16 protein-coding genes are annotated in these 20,458 nt (G+C 65.6%); 7 read left to right on the top strand and 9 right to left on the bottom strand.

From position 1 onward, the window contains the following. The first annotated feature begins 139 nt into the window (after positions 1-139). Entirely contained in the window at positions 140-1,147 is a 1,008-nt protein-coding gene (gene cra / locus MKZ40_RS01065; protein WP_054555669.1) for a catabolite repressor/activator, read from the top strand. A 69-nt stretch (positions 1,148-1,216) separates the two neighbouring features. Here the strand turns inward: cra and MKZ40_RS01060 are convergent, their stop codons facing one another. Both MKZ40_RS01060 and MKZ40_RS01055 read right to left on the bottom strand, forming a co-directional pair. Continuing rightward, positions 1,217-3,961 (bottom strand): sensor histidine kinase, encoded by a 2,745-nt coding sequence (locus MKZ40_RS01060; RefSeq protein WP_175089241.1) that lies wholly within the window; start codon positions 3,959-3,961, stop codon positions 1,217-1,219. A gap of 51 nt (positions 3,962-4,012) precedes the next feature. After that, positions 4,013-4,669 carry an oxidoreductase gene (locus MKZ40_RS01055; protein ID WP_242007689.1) on the bottom strand — a complete coding sequence of 219 codons (657 nt, stop codon included), beginning with the start codon at positions 4,667-4,669 and terminating at the stop codon, positions 4,013-4,015. A gap of 272 nt (positions 4,670-4,941) precedes the next feature. Between MKZ40_RS01055 and MKZ40_RS01050 the strand changes: the two genes are divergently transcribed. Both MKZ40_RS01050 and MKZ40_RS01045 read left to right on the top strand, forming a co-directional pair. Beyond that, on the top strand, positions 4,942-7,161 hold the full coding sequence (locus tag MKZ40_RS01050; protein WP_175089240.1) for an alkaline phosphatase family protein: 2,220 nt from the start codon (positions 4,942-4,944) through the stop codon (positions 7,159-7,161). After that, positions 7,145-8,119, top strand: coding sequence for a histone deacetylase (locus tag MKZ40_RS01045; protein ID WP_254627049.1), 975 nt, complete (start codon positions 7,145-7,147; stop codon positions 8,117-8,119). Before MKZ40_RS01050 ends, MKZ40_RS01045 begins: the two co-directional genes overlap by 17 nt. 142 nt (positions 8,120-8,261) lie before the next feature. Here the strand turns inward: MKZ40_RS01045 and MKZ40_RS01040 are convergent, their stop codons facing one another. The 4 genes from MKZ40_RS01040 to modA form a co-directional block, all read right to left on the bottom strand. Next, positions 8,262-9,077, bottom strand: a complete 816-nt coding sequence (locus tag MKZ40_RS01040) for an MOSC N-terminal beta barrel domain-containing protein (protein WP_175089239.1) — start codon at positions 9,075-9,077, stop codon at positions 8,262-8,264. A 59-nt stretch (positions 9,078-9,136) separates the two neighbouring features. Continuing rightward, positions 9,137-10,345: a molybdenum ABC transporter ATP-binding protein gene (gene modC / locus MKZ40_RS01035; protein ID WP_175089238.1), complete on the bottom strand. Its 1,209-nt coding sequence runs from the start codon at positions 10,343-10,345 to the stop codon at positions 9,137-9,139. Next, on the bottom strand, positions 10,338-11,030 hold the full coding sequence (modB, locus tag MKZ40_RS01030) for a molybdate ABC transporter permease subunit (protein WP_043334370.1): 693 nt from the start codon (positions 11,028-11,030) through the stop codon (positions 10,338-10,340). Before modB ends, modC begins: the two co-directional genes overlap by 8 nt. Before the next feature lie 174 nt (positions 11,031-11,204). Next, positions 11,205-12,005 carry a molybdate ABC transporter substrate-binding protein gene (modA, locus tag MKZ40_RS01025; protein WP_175089237.1) on the bottom strand — a complete coding sequence of 267 codons (801 nt, stop codon included), beginning with the start codon at positions 12,003-12,005 and terminating at the stop codon, positions 11,205-11,207. 516 nt (positions 12,006-12,521) lie between these two features. Between modA and MKZ40_RS01020 the strand changes: the two genes are divergently transcribed. Beyond that, entirely contained in the window at positions 12,522-13,436 is a 915-nt protein-coding gene (locus MKZ40_RS01020; protein WP_175089236.1) for a LysR family transcriptional regulator, read from the top strand. A 75-nt stretch (positions 13,437-13,511) separates the two neighbouring features. Here MKZ40_RS01020 and MKZ40_RS01015 read toward each other — a convergent pair whose 3' ends face one another. Continuing rightward, complete coding sequence (locus MKZ40_RS01015) at positions 13,512-14,201, bottom strand: glutathione S-transferase C-terminal domain-containing protein (RefSeq protein WP_175089235.1); 690 nt, start codon at positions 14,199-14,201, stop codon at positions 13,512-13,514. 86 nt (positions 14,202-14,287) lie between these two features. Continuing rightward, the gene (locus MKZ40_RS01010; RefSeq protein WP_166020010.1) at positions 14,288-15,007 is read right to left on the bottom strand and encodes a glutathione S-transferase N-terminal domain-containing protein; all 720 of its coding nucleotides are present in this window, start codon (positions 15,005-15,007) and stop codon (positions 14,288-14,290) included. Positions 15,008-15,396: 389 nt separating this feature from the next. Here MKZ40_RS01010 and MKZ40_RS01005 point away from each other — a divergent pair, with 389 nt between their 5' ends. Then, on the top strand, positions 15,397-16,956 hold the full coding sequence (locus tag MKZ40_RS01005; RefSeq protein WP_054555679.1) for a carbon-nitrogen hydrolase family protein: 1,560 nt from the start codon (positions 15,397-15,399) through the stop codon (positions 16,954-16,956). 4 nt (positions 16,957-16,960) lie between these two features. After that, positions 16,961-17,806, top strand: coding sequence for a M90 family metallopeptidase (locus MKZ40_RS01000; RefSeq protein ID WP_175089234.1), 846 nt, complete (start codon positions 16,961-16,963; stop codon positions 17,804-17,806). A 192-nt stretch (positions 17,807-17,998) separates the two neighbouring features. Here the strand turns inward: MKZ40_RS01000 and MKZ40_RS00995 are convergent, their stop codons facing one another. Further along, positions 17,999-18,922, bottom strand: coding sequence for a LysR family transcriptional regulator (locus tag MKZ40_RS00995; RefSeq protein ID WP_153636487.1), 924 nt, complete (start codon positions 18,920-18,922; stop codon positions 17,999-18,001). 200 nt (positions 18,923-19,122) lie between these two features. Between MKZ40_RS00995 and MKZ40_RS00990 the strand changes: the two genes are divergently transcribed. Beyond that, positions 19,123-20,355, top strand: a complete 1,233-nt coding sequence (locus MKZ40_RS00990) for a TauD/TfdA family dioxygenase (RefSeq protein WP_242007692.1) — start codon at positions 19,123-19,125, stop codon at positions 20,353-20,355. The last annotated feature ends 103 nt before the right edge of the window (positions 20,356-20,458 follow it).

The following is a 20,458-nucleotide window of genomic DNA, read 5'->3' as shown; positions in this document are numbered from 1 at the left end:
CCTGTGGCGCGGGCTCGAGAGGCGTTGAGCGAGGCGTGCCCGGCGCAGAGAGGATTTGCACCCGAGCCCACAAGTGCGCATCATTCCTCGCACATGGAGCACGCAGATCCCGTTCCCCCTTTCCAGCAAGGACAGTGGCATGACCCTGGCAGAAATCGCGCGTCTTGCAGGCGTTTCACGCACCACCGCCAGTTATGTGGTCAATGGGCAGGCACAGGCACGACGTATCAGCCCCCAGACGGTCGAGCGCGTCATGGCGGTGGTACAACGTCATCACTATCGGATCGATGCCCAGGCAGCTGCGCTGCGGCGTGGTGAAAGCCGCACGCTGGGCTTCATGCTGCCGGATCTGGAGAACGCCAGTTATGCCCGCCTGGCCAAGTTGCTGGAGCGCGGGGCGCGTGAGCGCGACTATCAGCTGTTCATCGTCTGCTCCGACGATGAGCCGGAAACCGAGCGCGAGCTGGCGCGCATGCTCAAGGCGCGGCGGGTCGATGCGCTGATCACCGCCAGCTGCCTGTCCCCCGATGACCCCTTCTACCGCGAACTGGCGCTGGATGGCTTCCCGGTCATCGGTGTCGATCGCGCGCTGGATACGCGCCACTTCGCCAGCGTGGTCAGCAACAATGAAGATGCCGCTCGCCAGCTGACCGAAGCTGTGCTGGAACACGCACCGCAGCGACTGCTGTGGCTGGATGCCTTGCCGGAGATCGATATCACGCGGGCGCGCGCCAGCGGCATGCAGGCGGCGCTGGCGCACTATCAGCAGCGCACCGGCAGCAGCGAGCTTGAGGCCACCACCCTGCATGCCGCGCGTTACGAGCGCGAGGCGGGCGCGGCGGCGCTGACCGAGCATCTCCGCCATTCACCGCTGCCGGACGCCATCGTCACCGCCTCCTACACCCTGATGGATGGCGTGCTCGATGTGCTGTTCGCCGAGGGGCCGCCTGCCAATCCGCCCAAGGCGATGGCCAGCTTCGGCGACGACCGCCTGCTCGACTTCCTGCCGCTGCCGATCCATTCACTGCCCCAGCGTCACCAGCAGATCGCCGATGCGACGCTGACGCTGGCACTGCAGGGCATTCAGGGCCAGACCACGCCCGGTGTGACGCTGGTGGAACGCGAACTGCGCCGCCGCCAGCACTGAGCTGATGTCTGAGGTGATGCCTGAGGTGATGTATCTGGCCGAGGGCGGCTTTGCTGGCGCCAGGCTGTGCTAGCGCCAGGCCTGACCGGCATCGTGGGCGATGCGGTGATCACGAATCTCGGCCAGCAGCGCCGCCACCGCGGCCTCGATGCGGGTGCGCGGCGTGTCGGATGCCAGCAGCAGCTCCAGCTGCAGGGCGGCATCGCGCAGCAGGTCATGATCCAGGGTGGCGGCGCTGCCCTTGAGCAGATGGGCTTCATGCTGCAACTGCTTCAGGTCCATATGATCCACCGCCCGTGACAGGCGCTGGGACTGCTGCTCTAGCTGCTCCTCGAAGGCCGCCTCGAGGGCCGCGATGCTGTCGGCATCCAGTTCATCCCGCAGCGCAGGCGTCGCGGCCTGTGCAAGCTCCGCCGCTGAGCCGCCAGATGTCCACGACTCCCCTGTGTTCATGCTCGTGTGCCCCCCTTCTGCCCCTTCCCGTTCGCTCTCGTCCTCGCCCGCATGCTCACGCCGCTCGATGGGGCCAGCCGCCGACGGCTCACTGACCTTGTCTGCTTCAGCTTCAGCTTCAGTCTCAGTTTCAGCTTCAGCCTCGGCCTCGGTGGCACGCGCCTGGGCCTCATGGATCATGCGACGCCGCGCAGCGGGGGAATCGAGTGATGCCACCAGTGACGCCGCACGCGCGAGTGCCTCACCGGTTTCCGGCGGTGCCTCGAAGTGAGGCGGTCGCTCAGTGGTAGGGGAATAGTTGATCGGATCGAAGGGCTGGGTGCTGGCGAGGGCATTGACGCGCCATTCGCCGAGGTCCTGGCTGCCCGACTGCCAGCGCGCCAGCATGCTGGCGAGCTGCTGACGCCGGATCGGCTTGGACAGGAAGTCGTTCATGCCCGCCGAGAGACAACGCGCACGCTCCCCCGCCGCCACATTGGCCGTCATCGCGACGATAAGGCTCGGCGCACGCCTGTCACTGTGCTCCATGGCGCGCCAACGCCGCGCCACCGCAAAGCCGTCCAGTCCCGGCATGCGCAGGTCGAGCAGCACCAGCACCGTATCGCGCTGGCGCGCATACCACGCCAGCGCCGCCTCGCCACTGTCGACCGTCGTCACCGTGTAGCCCAGGCCACTGAGCATGGAGTGGGCCACTTCGCGATTGATGTGATTGTCGTCGACCACCAGAACATGCTCGCCACGGCTGAGCGGCAGGGGCGCGGAGGTGAAGGCCGGTCGCTTGAGCGCCGCGGCGCGTGGCAGCGGCAGCTCGAACCAGAAGCAGGCACCCTTGCCCGGGCGTTGCTTGAGGCCCAGTCGCCCACCCATCAGCTCGACCAGCCGCCGTGAGATCGAAAGCCCGAGTCCGGTACCGCCGAAGCGGCGCGCAGTGGAGGCATCCCCCTGAGTAAAGGGCTCGAACAGCTGGGCGGCCTGTTCTTCACTGACTCCGATGCCGGTGTCATCGACCTCGAAGCGCACGCGCCCCGCCGGCAATGCCTCGACCAGCAGACAGACACGCCCCTGCTCGGTGAACTTGAAGGCATTGGAGAGCAGATTGAGCAGCACCTGACGCAGGCGCACCGAATCGCCCATGACCTGCTCGGGCAGCTGGGCGGAGCGGCGGTCATCGAAGACGATGCGCGTGCTGTCCATCTGCGGCAGCAGCAGGTCGATCACGCCATCGATGGCCGTGTGCAGTTCGAAGGGGCGTCGTTCGACGCTGAGCTTGCCGGCCTCGATCTTGGAAAAGTCGAGGACATCATCCACCAGCCCCATCAGCACTTCGCCGCTGTCGCGCAGACTGCTGGCATAGCGATGCGCACTGCTCTGCAGCGGTTCGGCCAGCAACAGCTCACTCATGCCGATCACACCATTGAGCGGGGTGCGAATCTCGTGGCTCATGGTGGCAAGAAACTCGGACTTGGCGCGACTGGCCTGTTCGGCCCGCGCCGCCTCGTGCTTGAGGGCCGACGACATCGCCAGCATCTGCAGGCGGGCCTGTTCACGCCCGCGGGCCTGCAGCCAGACCTGACGGCAGACCATCAAGGTGGCCAGCAGCATCAGCGCCAGCAGCAGCAACATCAACTGCACCAGGCTGTCGCGGCTCTGACGCTCGCGGGCCAGCTCCTCGGCCAGGCGTGCGCGTACCCGCAGCAACAGCGTCTGGGTGGTATCGCCCAGCGCATCGCTCAGCTGCTGGAACTCCGCCGCCTCGCGACCCTCGGGCCCCAGCACCTGGGAACGCTGTGCCGCGTCAATGTCTGCGGAAGCGTCGTCAGCCTGGGCGCCCTGCACCGGGCCCGTGCCCTCGAACACCGGGCCATGCCGCCACTTTTCCAGCCGCAGATCGAGATACTCGATCTGGCTCATCAACTCATCGGCCAGCAGCGGCACGGCCGGCAGGGTCATCAGGTGGCGCTGGAAATCCCCCCGCCGGAAGATATAGGTGCGGCTGTAGAGCAGCTCGTAATTCTGCAGCACCTCATTCCAGATGCTGGCACGATCGGCTGGCCCGGCGACGCGATAGCGCGCTATCGAGGAGGAAAGGCTGACCGCCTCGCGATCCAGCTTGTAGATCGACCAGACGGCGTCGTCGCGGGTGCGGTCTTCCAGGCTGACCTGGTTGTGCAGGATGGTGCCACCGATGCCGATGGAGGCCAGCAGACACAGGATGCTGATCGCCATGCCCAGCCACAGCGGCCAGCGCGCGGGGGAATTGCCGCTTCCGCCTACACCCGACGCGGCAATGCCCTGATCAGCAAGGGACTGATCAGCAGCGGTGCCTGAAAGCGGGGATCTTTCATCCGGCGACTGATTCACTGCATGACTCCATGTCATCTTGCGCCTGAGGGGTCAGGCGCCAGCCCTCGCTCACTCCAGCGTCAGCCCGGTGACCTGCCAGACACTGCGAAAGCGTACCTGCTCATTGAGCAATTCCGGATGAGCATCGAAGGGATACAGCACGAACAAGGGCCCGAGGTCACGCACCGGCATGCGCTCGCCGTCGCGGCGCGTGGCCAGCAGGACATCGAAGTCCTCGATGTCGCTGAGGGGAATCTCGGCCACGAAGTCATTCAGTGCCCGCACCTTGAGCCCCCTGGCATCTTCAGACACCCGCGCCACCAGCTCGCGCAGCAGCGGGCCGGAGAAACTGACACGTCCCTGGGTCCAGGGGGTGTGGGTGGCCACCACGCGCGACGGCATGGCCTCGAGCATCGCCAGATCGAAACGCGCCCGCGGTGCCTGCAGGGAACCGGCATTGCCACAGCTGACAGCGCCCTCGACCGTCAACACCACCGGCCCGCTGGGCGCAGGCAGGCAGTCATTGGCCGCCAGCACGTGGCGCTCGCCTGTCGCCAGCGGCGCCTCGGCGGCCAGGGCCGCAGGGCTGAAGAGACTCGCTGACAGGGTTGCGATCAGGCTCGTTGCCAGGGCGACCTTGCGCCAGATGGAGCTGCGCGAGCCGTGCCCGCGATTGACTGGCCTGGACAGCGGACTCACGAGGCGCTTCGCCGATGGATCATTCATGCCGGTTTCCCATGCTATTGTGCGAACGCCATGTGCATTCAAGGGCCCAACTTTACGCTAGCTCGCGCATGCTTTGCGAGCCTGCGAACCTCGCGCCATGACGAGTTGTCACACTCAACGCACGGAGCCACTCATACGCCCAGGCCCAGGCCCAGGCCCACGCCTGCGCCCATGGCTGGCGTTCGTCGCCTGTTACGCTATCGCTTGTTAAGCGTCAGCTGATGATAGTCAGCTGACCGCTATCCGTCTCCACCTGCCATCGAGCCTGCTTCATGTCTGCCATTTCGTCCGCTTCGCTGCCTGCCAACGGCTCTCCCACACCGACTGCTGCCCTGCCCCGCGTGCTGGCAGGCCCGATATTGCGCCGTGTCACCGCCGAGGGCGTGATGCTGTGGCTGGTGACCTCTCGCCCACAGCAGGCGCGGGTGTGGCTGCTGCCGGAGCAGGACGCGACACCTCCCACGCGAGGGGAGGATGGCCTGCCGACGACATCAAGCTGTCGGCTGACGGAGCATCTGGCGATGCCGCTGGGGGAGCACGCCTGGCTGCTGTTGATCGAAGCGCATCCCGACACGCCCTTGCCCGCCGACTGCGCCATCGCCTACGAGCTGGGCCTGGCGGAGCCGTCAGCGACAACGACAGCGTCATCGACAACGGAAGCGTCAGCATCATCGACAGACACGCTCGAATGGCAGGGCATCGCCGACTGGGCGCCACAGATCTGCTACCCCGGTGAAAGCCTGCCGCGCTTTCGACTGCCGTCACGCCTGACGCGTGTCGCGCATGGCAGTTGCCGCAAGCCGCACCACGGCTTGAGTGACGACGAGCAGCAGGCGCAGCAGAGTGCGGAAGATGCTGCGTCGACCGATCGCCTTGAGACGCCGCCGCCCAAGGGCCCGGGTGGCGATGGACTGGTGGCGCTGGATCGCTGGCTGAGCGAGCGACGTGAGAGCGTCGCCGAGTGGCCGGAGGTGATGCTGTTCACCGGCGATCAGATCTACGCCGACGATGTCGCGGGGCCGATGCTGGGCGCGATCGATCAGCTGATCGCGGGGCTGGGGTTGCCGGAGGAGACGCTGATGGAGGCCGAGGTCTCCGACACTCGCGAGCTGCGCCAGCACCCCTCGCACCTCTACCACCGCCCGCAGCTGCTGCCGGACATGCCGGCCAACGAAGGTGTGGCCGCCAGCTTCTTCGGTGCCAAGCGCAAGCCCATCTTCACCTCCACCGGTGCCGACAACCACCTGATCGGCCTGTCGGAAGTCATCGCCATGTACCTGCTGGTGTGGTCTGACGTGCCGTGGGAGGCGCTGGGCATCACGCTGGAAGATCCCTTGTCGCTCGAGGGCCATGACGACGCCACCCGCGAGCGCCATGCCACCGAGGCCCGCCATCTGCGGCGCTTCTGTGGCGGACTCGGTCAGGTACGTCGCCTGCTGGCCAATGTCCCCAGCCTGATGATCTTCGATGACCACGATGTCACCGATGACTGGAACCTCAGCGCTGCCTGGGAGGAAGCCGCCTATGGCCACCCCTTCTCGCGCCGCATCATCGGCAATGCGCTGACTGGCTATCTGCTGTGTCAGGCCGCCGGCAACGGGCCGGAGCCACTGGCGGAGCTGCTGGAGGAGGCTCGGGCGCTGTTCACTCATGCCCTGACTGGCACTGACAAGGCGCTTACCGACAAGATCTCCGCCGACACGGCGCAATCTGATCACACTGCCAAGGCCGCAGACGGCCATTTCGATGTCGAGCGTCAGGAGGCGCTGATCGCCCACCTGCATCGCTGTGAAAGCTGGGATTATCAGCTCGACACCACGCCGCCGCTGATCGTGGCCGATACGCGCACCCGCCGCTGGCGCAGCGAGCGCAAGCTCTCGCATCCCTCGGGGCTGATGGACTGGGAGGCACTGAGTGAACTCCAGCAACGCCTGGTCGGCCATCCGGCCGTGGTGCTGGTGTCCCCGGCGCCGATGTTCGGCGTCAAGCTGATCGAGAGCATCCAGAAGCTGTTCACGCTGGCCGGCAAGCCGTTGATGGTCGATGCCGAGAACTGGATGGCGCATCGCGGCGCGGCCAGCGTGATGCTCAACATCTTCCGCCACTCGCGCACGCCGCAGAACTTCGTGATCCTGTCCGGCGATGTGCACTACTCCTTCGCCTACGACGTGCGCCTCAAGCATCGGCGTTCGAGCCCGAGCATCTGGCAGATCACCAGCAGCGGCATCCGCAATCGCTTCCCGGTCGGCCTGCTGGATGTGCTCGACCGTCTCAATCGCTGGCTGTACGCCCCGCGCTCGCCGCTCAACCTGCTGACACGCCGGCGCAACATGCGTGTCACGCCGCGCCGTCACGATGCGGCCAGTCAGGGCGAACGCCTGCTGAATGCCTGCGGCATCGGGCTGGTCGATCTGGACAGCGAAGGCCGCCCCGCTGCCATTCGCCAGCTGACCACCGACGGCCAGGAGGTGCACTTTGTGCCCCGTCGCTGATGCCCACTGCCCGCCGCTGGCGCTGATTCACCATCCCGGCTACCGGATCGCGCTGCCCGAGAAGCATCCCTTCCCGATGGACAAGTTCAGCGTGCTCAAGCGTCTGCTCGACCGCCAGCTGGCCGACTGCGCCTCGGCCGTCGACTGGGTGACGCCTCAACCCGCCGAGGAAGACGACCTGCTCAGCGTGCATACCCGCCGCTATGTGCATGAATTTCTCACTGGCACCCTGAGCGTGCAGGCTCAGCGGCGCAGCGGTTTCGTGTGGAGCGAGGCACTGCGCGAGCGCAGCGTGCTGGCCGTGGGCGGCACCATGACCACCGTACGCGAAGCGCTCAAGCGCGGGCTGGCCTGCAATACCGCGGGCGGCACCCATCACGCCCACCCGGAGGCCGCCAGCGGCTATTGCCTGCTCAATGACATCGGCGTGGCGGCGCATCAGGCGCTGGCGGACGGCGTGAAGCGCGTGCTGATCGTCGATCTCGATGTGCATCAGGGCGACGGTACGGCGTTGATCTTCGCCGACGAGCCGCGGGTCTTCACGCTGTCACTGCATGCCGAGAGCAACTTCCCGGCACGCAAGCAGCAAAGCGATCTGGACGTGCCCTTGCCCAGGGGCATGGGCGATACGGACTACCTGGCGGTGCTGAAGCGTACACTTGAGGAGGTGCTGACGCGGGTACGCCCGGAGCTGGTGATCTTCGATGCCGGTGTCGACCCGCATGTCGCGGACAGGCTCGGCCATCTCGAATTGAGCGACAGCGGCCTCTACCGGCGCGAGCGGCATGTCATCCAGCGCTGTCGCGCGGCGGGCGCCGCCGTGGCCTGCGTGATCGGCGGCGGCTATGACCGCGATATCGAGGCGCTGGCATGGCGTCACAGCCAACTGCATCGCGCCGCGCTGGATATCTGGCGCGAAGCCCATGGACAACCTGTCCTGTTCGGGCCTCCCGCCTGAGCAACGGAGCCCACGCTCCGGAGTGACAACGAAAACGCCCGCCATCGTTGATGGCGGGCGTTTTCATGCTGCTGTCCAGCGCCAGCGACATGCGATAGCGACATGCGATGTCGGCGGACCAGCAGCCGCTACATGACAGGACTCACTTGAAGCGCGTCACTTCCACCTCATCGCCGACCTTCACGCTCGCGCTGCGTGAAGGGTCAACCGCGACCAGGTTGTAGCCGAAGTGCACCTGGCCATCCGCGAAGCGGCGCACCCGTGCCAGCGTCTTGAGCGGCTCACCGTCGTCACGCTTGTCGCCCGTCGCCGGGTCGACGTTGACCATCGCACAGCGGGTGCAGGAGGACACCAGCGTGAAGCGTGTCTCGCCGATGCGCACTTCCTGCCAGCCATCCTCGGCCCATGCCTCGGCGCCGCTGATCACCAGGTTGGGCCGGAACTGATCCATGCCATGGTCCGCACTCGGGGTCTGGGCGTTGAGCGCCGCCAACGAAGCCTGATTGGCCAGCAGCAGCGGAAAGCCATCGGCGGCGCTCACGCGCTGCGCGATGATCTCGCGATAGCGCTCCGAGCGCTCGCCCAGCCAGCAGAGCCTGACCGGCATGCCGATCTGCTCGCTCAGCCAGGCATCAGCCTCAAAGCTCACGCTCAAGGCAGTGAACCGATCGGCCCATACCTGGATGTCGAGACGCTCGGCCTGGTCATCGGTAGCAAAGCTGACGCTGCCGCATTCGGGGCGGTCCAGATGCCACAGTCGCCACTGGCCGCTGGCGTCTTCGCGCAAGGCCAGGCGCTGCATCTCGGGATGCGTGCGCGCGGTGACGAACTTGCCACGCGCCGCGACCACCACGAAGCGGCGGTCCTGCGCGAGCCCTTCCTCGCCGAGCGTCACTGTCTCCAGCGCTTCAGCGGCGCCGGACTTGAGGGGATAGCGCCACAGGTGGGTCAACTGCATGGGAGGTTTCCTTGCCAGAGTCCATCAATTCGAGAAATCAGTGAACGGCGCGAGCGGTGTCAGCTCGCGGACGAAGCAGAGCCATTCGGCTGGGCCGCATTCGGCTGGGCCGCAATCGGCTGGGCCGCATTCACCACGGGGATGTCGTCATCCATGGCGTCAAGACTGATCACGTCGGGGCCCGAGAGCGCCACGCTGGAGATCAGCGCCTTGACGCCCAGCCCGACCTTGAGGCCCAGCTCCTGACAGACCAGACGATCGACTCGCGCCCTCACCCGCTGGCCGGCAATGCCCAGCACCAGCTCGGCGCTGGCGTGGCCACGCTCGCTCTCGATCTCGTGGATCACGGCCGGCAAGGCATTGCGCAGGCTGGTGTGGGACGGCGTCTCCAGCGCGATGCTGATGTCACGCGCCCGCAGACGCAGTCGCACACGACGCCCCACCGGCATCGCCAGCCGCGCCAGCTTGAGGCTCAACCCGGCGCCCAGCCCCAGACGCGTCAGCTGCCAGTCATCATCGTGCGACAGCACCTCGGCGGTCAGCAGCGAGCCCGCTTCGAAGCGGCCGGTCTGCGGTGCCAGGTCCAGCCGTGACAGCATGTCACCGATCTCGCCGCTGGCCGTGATGCGGCCGTTGTCCACCAGCGCCAGACGGTCGGCGACTGCGAACAGCTCGCGGGTGTCATGACTGACGAACAGGATCGGGATCTCGATCTCGCGCGCCAGCCGCGTTATGTAGTGCAGCAGCTCCTGCTTGCGGGCGCCGTCGAGTCCGGTCAGCGGCTCATCCAGCAACAGCATGCGCGGGTGTGACAACAGGGCGCGGCCGATCGCGACACGCCGCGCCTCGCCACCGGACAGCTGGCCGGGCATGCGCGACAGCAGGTCCTCGATGCCCAGCAGCGTCACCATCTCATGCAGACGTGACTGGTTCCGTTGGCGCTGGGCGGGTGTCAGGGCGCGCGGCATGCCGTAGCGGAGGTTGCCGCGCACGCTGTAATGCGGAAACAGGCGCGGTTCCTGGAAGACTACCCCGAGCCTGCGGCGATGCGCCGGCACGAAGATATCGTTCTCGCCGCCCGTCAGGCACTCGCCGTCCAGGCGCAGATGGCCATGGTCGGGACGTTCGAGGCCTGCGATCAGGCGCAGGATGGTGGTCTTGCCGCTGCCGGAACGCCCGAAGAGCGCCGTGACGCCGCGCGCCGGCACCTTGAGCGTGGCATCCAGCGTGAAGGCGCCCTGCTGACGATGGAGGTGGAAATCAAGCATCACGCCCCTCCATGCGCAGTCGCGCGCGACGTGCCAGCCATTCGGAGGCCAGCAGCGACAGCATCGCGATGACGACGGCGATGGCGCACAGCCTGGCCGCGGCGCCTTCCTGGCCCGGGGTCTGGATCAGGGTATAGAGCGCCAGCGGCAGTGTGCGGGTCTCGCCGGGGATATTGGCGGCGAAGGTGATGGTGGCACCGAATTCCGACAGCGCACGCGCGAAGGCCAGCATGCCACCGGTGAGAATGCCCGGCAGCGCCAGCGGCATGGTCACCGTGAACAGCACACGCAGCGGGTTGGCACCCAGGGTGCGGGCCGCGGCCTCCAGCCCCGGGTCGATGGCCTCCAGCGACAGGCGCATCGCGCGCACCATCAGCGGAAAGGCCATCACCGCTGCCGCCAGCGCCGCGCCCTGCCAGGTGAAGGGCAGCACGATATCGACCTTGGCCAGCCACTGGCCGATGGCACCATTGCGCCCGAAGGTGACCAGCAGCAGATAACCGACCACCACGGGCGGCAGTACCAGCGGTAGATGCAGCAGACCATCGACCAGTGCCTTGCCACGAAACTCACGTCGCGCCAGCCACCAGGCCGCCGCAAAGCCGGGAATCAGGCTCAGACCGACCGCGACGCAAGCCACCTTGAGGCTCAGGCTCAGGGCTTCCCATTCCAGCGCACTCAGCATGGATCTTCCTCAGACGAAGACAGGTTCTCGCACATGACGTGACGCCAAGAGCCGGCAGACAGCCCTGCCCTCCTTGCTCACGCCGATGTGACAGCAGGCTTCCAGTGTAGCGGCCTCATCTTGCCGATGACATGCCAGCGTATGACGCAAGGCACCTCGACACTGATCCAGCGGCTAGTCGGTCTCAGGCTGCGCAGCAGGCTCCTGCTGGGCGAGCGTGCTGAAGCCGAAGCGATGGAAGATGGCGCCGGCCTCGTTGCTGGAGAGCCAGGCCGAGAAGGCCTCGGCCTGTGACGACGGCGCATCACCGCCACGACTGATCAAGGCGGCGGGATAGCGGATGGGGTCATGGCTGCTGTCGGGCAGCAGGCCGATCTGATGCACCCGATGACTGATGGCGGCGTCGGTGGCATAGACGATCCCCAGCGGGGCCTCGCCATGCTCGACCAGCGCCAGCGCGGCGCGCACGTCCTCGGCGCTGGCCAGGCGCGAGCGCAGCGTCTGCCATTGTCCCAGCGCTTGAAGCGACTGACGCGCATAGATGCCCGCGGGCACGTGGTCGGGGTCGCCGACGGCCAGGCGAGTGTTGCTGCCGGTGGCGGCGAGGCGCTCGGTTACATCAGTGACATCCTCGGCATTGCTGACACTGGCATCCAGCTGGCTGGGGCCAGGCGCGACCAGCGCGAGACGGTTGCCCAGCAGGTCGTGACGGCCGGTGACGACGATACCGGCCTGCTGCTCCAGCCAGTCCATCCAGCGCTCATTGGCCGACAGGTACAGCTGCGCTGGAGCCCCATTGGCCAGCTGACGCGCCAGGGTCGAGGACGAGGCGTAGACCGGCTGGATATCCACGTCGGCGAGACGCTCGTAGCGCGCCTCGATGGCATCCAGCGCATCATGCAGCGAGGCGGCGGCCATGACACGGATCTGGGGGCGTTCGGCTGCCTGAGCGGGCGCGGCCAACAATGCCAGCATCAACGGGGCCGCCAGCCTGGCGCCCCTCCACAGCGCTGATGAAGGAGATAGCGCTGACGAAGGAGTGGGCACTGATGACGCAAGCCGTAGCGGAGAGGCAAGCAAGGCGGCCCGGGCGCGCAAGCGGGTAGCGAATGACATCTACAGGGTCCTTGAACAGTGACACGCAGCGACGAGGCCTGCTGCGCATTGATCTCGCCATGATGCCGCGCTCGCTCGCCATGTGCATCTCATGTGGGCGCAATTGCCGCGCAGGGCGCGGAAACCGTCAACCCTGTTTGTCGAACGCCAGCGACAGCCGCCAGATGGCGGGTATTTCGCAGCATCCGGCTACAGGCAAACGCGAATCACTCACATGTATGCCATTCTCTCGGCCAGATCGGCTACAATGCTGGCCAAAATGGCAGGGAGACGCTGGCCCCACACCCCAGCAACGACGCGATTCCTGCTTTCATGCTTTCTTTCACGCCATTTGCCGCTTCAACGGCAGACAACAGCGGCGGGTGCCACCAAGTCATGCCTCCAGTACTTGACGAATTTCAGGGCCTCAGTGCCTTCGATGCCATCATGCGCTACGGCAATCTGGGCGCAGGAGCCGAGCATCTCGGTATCTCCAAGTCCACGCTCAGCCGCCGGATCAGTCATCTCGAACATCAACTCGGCCAGCCACTGCTGCATCGTCAGGCCAACCGCCTGATTCCCACCGAGGCCGGCACGCTGTTCTATCAGTACTGCCAGCAGATGCTGTCGCTGGGCGAGCGCTCGCAGATCGCGCTGGATGAACTGCGCGAGGAGATCAGCGGTGATATCACCGTCAGCGCGCATCCGCACTTCCTGCGTGGCTGGTTCAATCATGTGCTGACCGACTTCATCGAAGAGTATCCGGGCATCCGCCTGACCCTGACCGCCAACCACCTGCCGCCGTCGCGTGATGACGACCAGGTGATGCTGTGGCTGTGGGAAGGGCCGGCCAAGGACACCGGGCTGCGCGAGGAGATCCTGGGTCAGCAGCAGCAACATCTCTATGCCCACCCCAGCTATCTGCGCCAGCATGGCCATCCGCAGCATCCCGGCGAGCTGACCTCCCATGACTGGGTCAACCTGATCGACCGCCATCACCCCAATCTGGTGCTCAACCACCCCGAGGAAGGCGAGTATCGCCTGAGCCTGCCGCCGTCACGCTTCACGGTCGACAACGTGGTGGTGCACGCCGACCACATCGCGCACGGTGCCGGTATCGGCCTGCTGCCGGACTACCACGTGCGCACCCGGGCGACGGCGCACCCGGGACAGTTCGAGGCCTGCCTGCCCGAGTGGAAGGGGCCGTCGATTCCGGTCAGCCTGCACTATCCCTTCGGCCATCCGCCGCGCAAGCTCGGCGCCCTGCTCGACCATATCCGCCGTCGTGTGCCGACGGACTGGACCCGCTGACCGGTCGGCCTGACAGCGCTGCAGGCCGACAGATCAGCGGTTGCTTCACGACTTCACAGCAGCACTGACCGTTCGTCAGGATTGCTGCCCGAACAGATGACGGCGCGCTTCCTCATCCATCGACACATTGGCGGCCGGATTGATGTCATCGATACGCGCCATTGCCCGCTTGACGCCATCACGCTCGGCAATGCGGGCACGATAGGCGGCGACCGCCGGGAAGCGCGTCAGATCGATCTCCTGCTTCTCGGCCTTCAGCCACGGCCAGATGGCCATGTCGGCGATGCTCAACTCGTCCCCCGCCACGAAGTCACGCCCCGCAAGCTGGCGCTCCAGCACGCCGTAGAGGCGCTCGCCTTCCTTGTGATAGCGCTCGATGGCGTATTCCACCGGTTCTGGCGCGTAGTGCTTGAAGTGGTGCACCTGACCGAGCATCGGCCCCAGGCCGCCCATCTGCCAGTGCAACCACTGCAGCACATCATTACGCGCGCGCGTCTCGCGCGGCAGGAACTTGCCGCATTTGTCGGCCAGGTACTCCAGAATCGCGCCGGACTCGAACACCGAGATCGGCTCACCGCCATCAGCAGGCGCATGGTCGACGATCGCCGGCATGCGATTGTTGGGCGAGATGGCCAGAAACTCCGGCGCGAACTGCTCGCCCTTGCTGATGTTCACCGGAATGAGACGGTACTCGAGTCCGGCTTCCTCCAGAAAGATCGTGATCTTGTGGCCGTTGGGCGTGGTCCAGTAATACAGATCGATCATCATGGGCTCCTTGTCTGGAACAGCACGACATGGCCCGAACGCCCTTCAGCGTTCGGGCCATGAGAAAGGTCATCTCCGATGCCAGATTACTGCGCAATCTCGCTGGCACGTGGCGCCTTGCGCGCCATGCCGTCGTAGAGATCCATCATGCGCTCGCGCCACTGCACCAGCGGATCACTGGGGTCTTCCGTCTCGCCGAAGGGCGAGGTGTCAGAGACGATATGGGCCCAGATGAAGAAACCGAAGATCAGGTAATCTGCCGCCGCCGGGGCATCACCATCCATGAAAGGCTGATTGGCGAGCAGGCCACGCAGCGGCTTGAAGGCGCTGTCGAGAATGCCGCGCGCGATCTCGACGTTATGGAACTCCTCGAAGGACATGCCGAAGCGGGCTTCACGGGCGCTCTGGAAGTACTCGCGGTCATCCGGGTGAATGGCCTGCACCAGATCCAGCGCCACCAGGCGGAAGAAGCCGACGGCCATGACCTGCTCGGCATAGACCTTGACGAAATTCAGACGCGCCTGCGCCTGGGCATCACCGATCAGCGGGCCATTGCCGGCGTTCGGATAATGCGCGTCCAGATGCTTGAAGATGTCATAGCTGTCCATCGCCACGCCGTGCGCATCCTTGAGCACCGGCACCGTGGTGGAATCGCAGAAGTCGATCGGGCTCTTGTCGGTGAACAGCATCGGCACGAGTTCTGCCTCGATGCCCTTGTGCGCCAGGGCCAGACGTGCGCGCCAGCAGAACGGCGAGAAACGCAGGCGGTCATCACGGCCACGCAATTCATAGAGGACTGGGGTCATGCGGGACTCCTTGGTTGTCATTGAGGTCTGGTGTCACTAAGGCCTGAGGTCATTGGGGCCTGGTGTCTTTCAAGCTTGATGTGAACGGCGTGACTTCGCTGCGCGCGTCCTGCCCCTGGCAATGTTTTGGACGTTGTGCCGCGCAAATGCAAGCAAAATGAGCATTCGTTCAATATCGCACCGAGCGCCATTCAGGGCGCCAGGGCTCGCCGGCCCTTGCAGTGACGCGAGGTTGGACCCATTGATGAGGGTTGCGTGACCAGGGCCGGACATTGACCAAAGGATATTGATGACACCCGGCCTCGACAGCGCGAATAATGGGGCCTATCACTTTCGCGCCAGCCACTTCCTGCCCTGATCCCCTCTTTCATTATTTCCAAGGAGTCTCGATGTCCGTCGAAGACCTGCACCTGAACCTGCGCAACCTGCAGGAATCGGACTACCCCCAGCTCAAGCGCCTGATGGACGGCATCTACGACGACATCGGTGGCGCCTGGCCTGAGCACACCATCAACCGTCTGATCGCCGAATTCCCCGATGGCCAGATCGTGATCGAGGATGGTGACAGGCTGGTCGGTGTCGCCCTGACGGCGCTGGTGGATTACGACGCCTTCTCCAACCCGCACAAGTACGACGACCTGATCGGCCAGCGCGAGATCATCCTCAACAAGGAGGATGGCGATGCGCTTTACGGTCTGGATGTGCTGATCGACGTCGACTACCGCGGCTATCGCCTCGGTCGCCGCCTGTACGAGGCGCGCAAGGACCTGTGCCGCTCGATGAATCTGCGCTCGATTCTGGCCGGTGGACGCATCCCCCAGTACCACGAATATGCCGCCGAGCTCTCGCCCTCCGAGTACATCGACAAGGTGGAGCGTCGCGAGATCCACGACCCCATCCTGTCGTTCCAGCTGGCCAACGGCTTCCTGGTCAAGCGCCTGTTGCGCCAGTACCTGCCGGAAGACGAGGATTCCCAGGGCTACGCCACGCTGCTGGAGTGGAGCAACATCCTGTTCGAGCCCGCCGAGCGCGTGCTGGAAAGCCGCAAGACGATGATTCGCGTCGGCGCCGTGCAGTGGCAGATGCGCAAGTTCGACAGTGTCGAATCCGTGCTGCAACAGGTCGAGTACTACGTCGACGCCCTGTCGGATTACCAGAGTGACTTCGCCGTCTTCCCGGAGCTGTTCAACACGCCGTTGATCGGCCTTTTGGAAGACCAGAGCGATCCGGTACGCTGCATCCGCTACCTCGCTGGCTTCACCGAGCGCTTCAAGCAGGAAATCTCGCGCATGGCGGTGGCCTACAACATCAACATCGTGGCCGGCTCCATGGTCGAGATCGGTGACGACAACGAGCTCTACAACGTCACCTATCTATGTCACCGCGATGGCGAGATCGACCGTCAGGCCAAGCTGCACATCACGCCTCAGGAGCGCCGCGACTGGATCATCAAGGGTGGTGACGAGCTGGCCGTGTTCGAGACCGACGCCGGACGCATCGGCATGCTGATCTGCTACGACGTTGAGTTCCCGGAACTGTCGCGCCTGCTGGCCGATCAGGACATGGACATCCTGATGGTGCCGTTCTGGACCGACACCAAGAACAGCTACCTGCGCGTGCGCAACTGCGCCCAGGCGCGTGCCATCGAGAACGAATGCTACGTGGTGGTCTGCGGCAGCGTCGGCAACCTGCCGTCCATCGAGAGCCTCGACATCCAGTACGCCCAGTCAGCGGTGTTCTCGCCGTCGGACTTCTCCTTCCCGCATGACGCGGTGATGGCCGAGACCACGCCGAACACCGAGATGATCATGTTCTCGGATCTCGACCTGGAGCGTCTCAAGGTGGTGCGCAGCGAAGGCTCGGTGACCAACCTGAAGGATCGCCGCAAGGACCTCTTCGAGCTGCGTCTGCGTGACTGGTCGTGGAAGTCCGGCAGCCGTCAGGACTGAGGCGATGACGCACTGGTGGCAATGGCTGTGGCAGCGCTCCGCTCGCCACGGCCGTGAAGGCTCAGCCCCCGACGCCGGCGCTGTCTCGACCTCATCCCCCGCCGGCGAGACAGCGCAGGATGACGCGTGGCAGGCAGTTTGCGAGCGCCTGCCGATCCTCGAGGGACTCGACGCCGAGGCACTGGCGCGTCTTGAGCGGCGCGCCCGCCATCAGCTGAGCGACTGGAAGCTGACCAGCGCCGAGCCGCTCGCACAGGTCGAGGCGCTGGCGCTGGCTGCCCAGGCGATGCTGCTGCTCAACGGCTGGGCGCATGCCGAGCGCTGGCAGGACGCCGGCGCTCGCGTGCACGAGATCATGCTGCCGCTGCAGGCCATCCGCCGTGAGGTGGAAGAGATGGATGACGCCGGTGTGGTGCATGTCTTCGAGGACACCCGCGCCGGCGAAACCTGGTATCAGGGGCCGGTGGTGGTCACCCAACAGGACCTGGCCGCCAGCGGTGACTGGAGCGGCTTCAACGTGGTGATCCATGAATTCGCCCACAAGCTCGACATGGCCAACGCCACCGATGCCGATGGCTTTCCGCCCCTGCCGCGCCATATCAGCGCGGCGGAGTGGCACGCCACCTTCACTGCCGTGTGGGATGACCTGAACGCGCGCCTGTCACGTGGTGAGCCGACGCCCATCGATGACTACGCCGCCAGCCACCCCGCCGAATGCTTCGCCGTCTGCTGCGAGTATTTCTTCAGCGCGCCGGATGAGCTCAATGCGGCCTATCCGGCGCTGTATGCCCTGCTGGAACGCTTCTTCCAGCAGTCGCCATTGGCGCGCTGCCCGCCGCCTTCCGACTGACCACGCCTGACAGACCTGACCACACGCTTGGCAGACAAGCCGCCAGCAAGGCGAGGAAATCGCGATAGAGAAGAGATAGCGGTCGCTTACCGCGCCGGGCATCGCCTCAAGCTAACGGTATATCGTTCGAAGGCGCATCAGTAGACACGCCGACTCGCTCAGCAGAGGTCGCAAAAGCCACCTCTGCATCGCTCACTGTGGCTCCGCCAACAGATAATCCCAGACACGCTGTGCGGTGGGCCGCATCGGGCGCTGATTGGAGCGCACCAGCCAGAAGTTCTGCTCGGCGGGAATCGTCAGCGCGAAGACCTGCTCCAGCCCGCCATTGCCGGACGCCAGCCATTGCCGGAAATGGCCTTCATGCACCAGCGCCACCCCCATGCCGAGCCGCGCCATTTCCAGCGTCATCACCTGGGTATCACAGCTGATGGTGGAGGTCGTCTTCTCCAGCCCCAGTTGATCTGCCGCCACCAGCCAGCGCCGCCAGCCCACCGCAAAGCCTGCGGCATGCAGCAGCGTCATGCCGGCCAGGTCCGCCGCCGTGGTCAGCTGCGCGCTCAGCGCCGGACTCGCCACGACGGCCATTCTCTCCTGCCCTGCCCCCACCTGGATCGCCTCTACCTGCGGCCAGTCGCCCTGGCCGTAGCGCAGCTCGATATCCACCTGCTCGCCATCGAAGTCGCTCTGCCAGAAGGCACTGACCAGACGCAGCGCGATCTCGGGCTGATCACGATGGAAGTTCGCCAGCCGCGGCAACAGCCAGGCCTGCTGGCTCATCGGGGTCGCCCGCAGGCTGACCGGCGCGGCGCGCGAGGGGCCGAAGACTTCCAGCGTGCCTTCCTGAAGGCGCTGGAAGCCATCCTGCAGCGCTGGCAACCAGGCCTGACCGGCCGGCGTCAGATTGAGGCTGCGGGCGTGACGCACGAACAATGGCTGGCCAAGGCGGTCCTCCAGCTGGCGAATCCGCTGGCTAATGGCCGACTGGGTGACACTGAGCTCCTCGGCGGCACGCGTGAAGCTCATCAGGCGCGCAGCGGCTTCGAAGGCCTGCAACCAGGCCAGCGGCGGCAGGGGGCGCGGCAAGGCATCCGGCGTCGTGGGGGAAGGTTCGTGCATGGCTATCTCGCATCAGAGCATGAAGGTCAATCGGCACACATTAGCTCAGCTAAGTCATGGCCGTCATATTTCGCGTTGGCCAGCCGTGATGACGAGGGGGACAATGGCCTCATTCTCGGGTCACGGCTCAGCCATACGACCCAGCCACGCGACACGCGTCGGCTCACCTGCTACTGCACACACGACATAGGACGGCGCCCATGGAGACTCTCATCGCATCTGCCCCTGACACCCAAGGCACTGAAGCGTCACAGGCACGCCATCAGTGGGACATGAAGGAATACCTGCCCCATCACGAGGGCGCGCCGCTGGTGAAGGCAGACCACGACGAGACCCTGGCGTCACTGGCATGGGCCAGCGGTGAGCAGACCCGACTGCCGCTGATCTGGCTGCGCGACCACTGCGCCTGCGATCTCTGCCGTCATCCACAGACCTTCGAGCGCACCTTCATGCTGATGGACGACGCGGCCCTGACGGTGCACCAGATGCGTGTCGAGCAGGGCAATCTCGTCGTCGTCTGGCAGGACGGCCACACCAGCCGCTTCGATGCCGGCTGGTTGCTGCAACGTCGTCCGAGTGATGCGCCGCCGGCCACGCCGGTCCCTGCAAGCCAGGCCTGGCAGCAGGGCCATGAGCCTCACGTCACCGCCTTTGCCGACTACATGGCCGGTGGACAGGCGCGCCTGGGCTGGCTGGAAGCGCTGTGCCGCGACGGCTTCGCGATTCTGGATGCCGGCCCGACGGCAGGCGGCGAGATCGACCAGGTGGCCGCGACCATCGGCCCGATCCGCGCGACCAACTTCGGTGGCCGTTTCGAGGTCTTCTCCAAGCAGGCGCCCAACAACGCCGCCTACACGCCGATCGCACTGGAACTGCACACCGACCTGCCCAACTGGCGTCAGCCGCCAGACATCCAGATGCTCTACTGCCTGGCCAATGAGGCCGAAGGCGGAGACTCCATCTTCGGAGACGGCATGGCGGTCGCCGAAGCCCTGCGCGAGCGGGACCCGCAGGCCTTCAGGCTGCTGGCCGAGACTCCGGTGGACTTCCGCTTTGCCGACGAGACCACCGACCTGGTGGTGCGCGAGCCGGTGATCCATCTGGATGCCAACGACAAGGTCATCGAGGTGCGCTTCAACAACTGGATCCGCGACAGCCTGCGCCTGCCGCTGGAACAGATGCAGGCCTGGTACAGCGCCTATCGCCAGTACTGGAGCATCCTGCGGGAACCGGCCTTCCGCCTGCATCTCAAGCTGGAAGCCGGCCAGATGGTGGCCTTCGACAACCGCCGCGTGATGCACGGACGCAAGTCCTTCGACCCGACGACCGGCCGCCGCCACCTGCAGGGCTGCTATGTGGATTACGACATGGTGGAATCCGCGCTGCGCGTCACGGCGCGCCAGCTGGCCGGTGCCAACCTCACTCAGTCGTGAGCACGAAAGCTCTCATGCCGCGGAGTACTTGAAATAGCGTTGAACCGCACGCAAAGGTTGCGGCGGTTCCTCCAGGGCATACCACGCAAGGCAGTGGCATCCT

Source organism: Cobetia sp. BMC6 (assembly GCF_029991385.1).
Classification (GTDB): Bacteria; Pseudomonadota; Gammaproteobacteria; order Pseudomonadales; family Halomonadaceae; genus Cobetia.
This window is presented reverse-complemented; position numbering and strand designations above follow the sequence as displayed.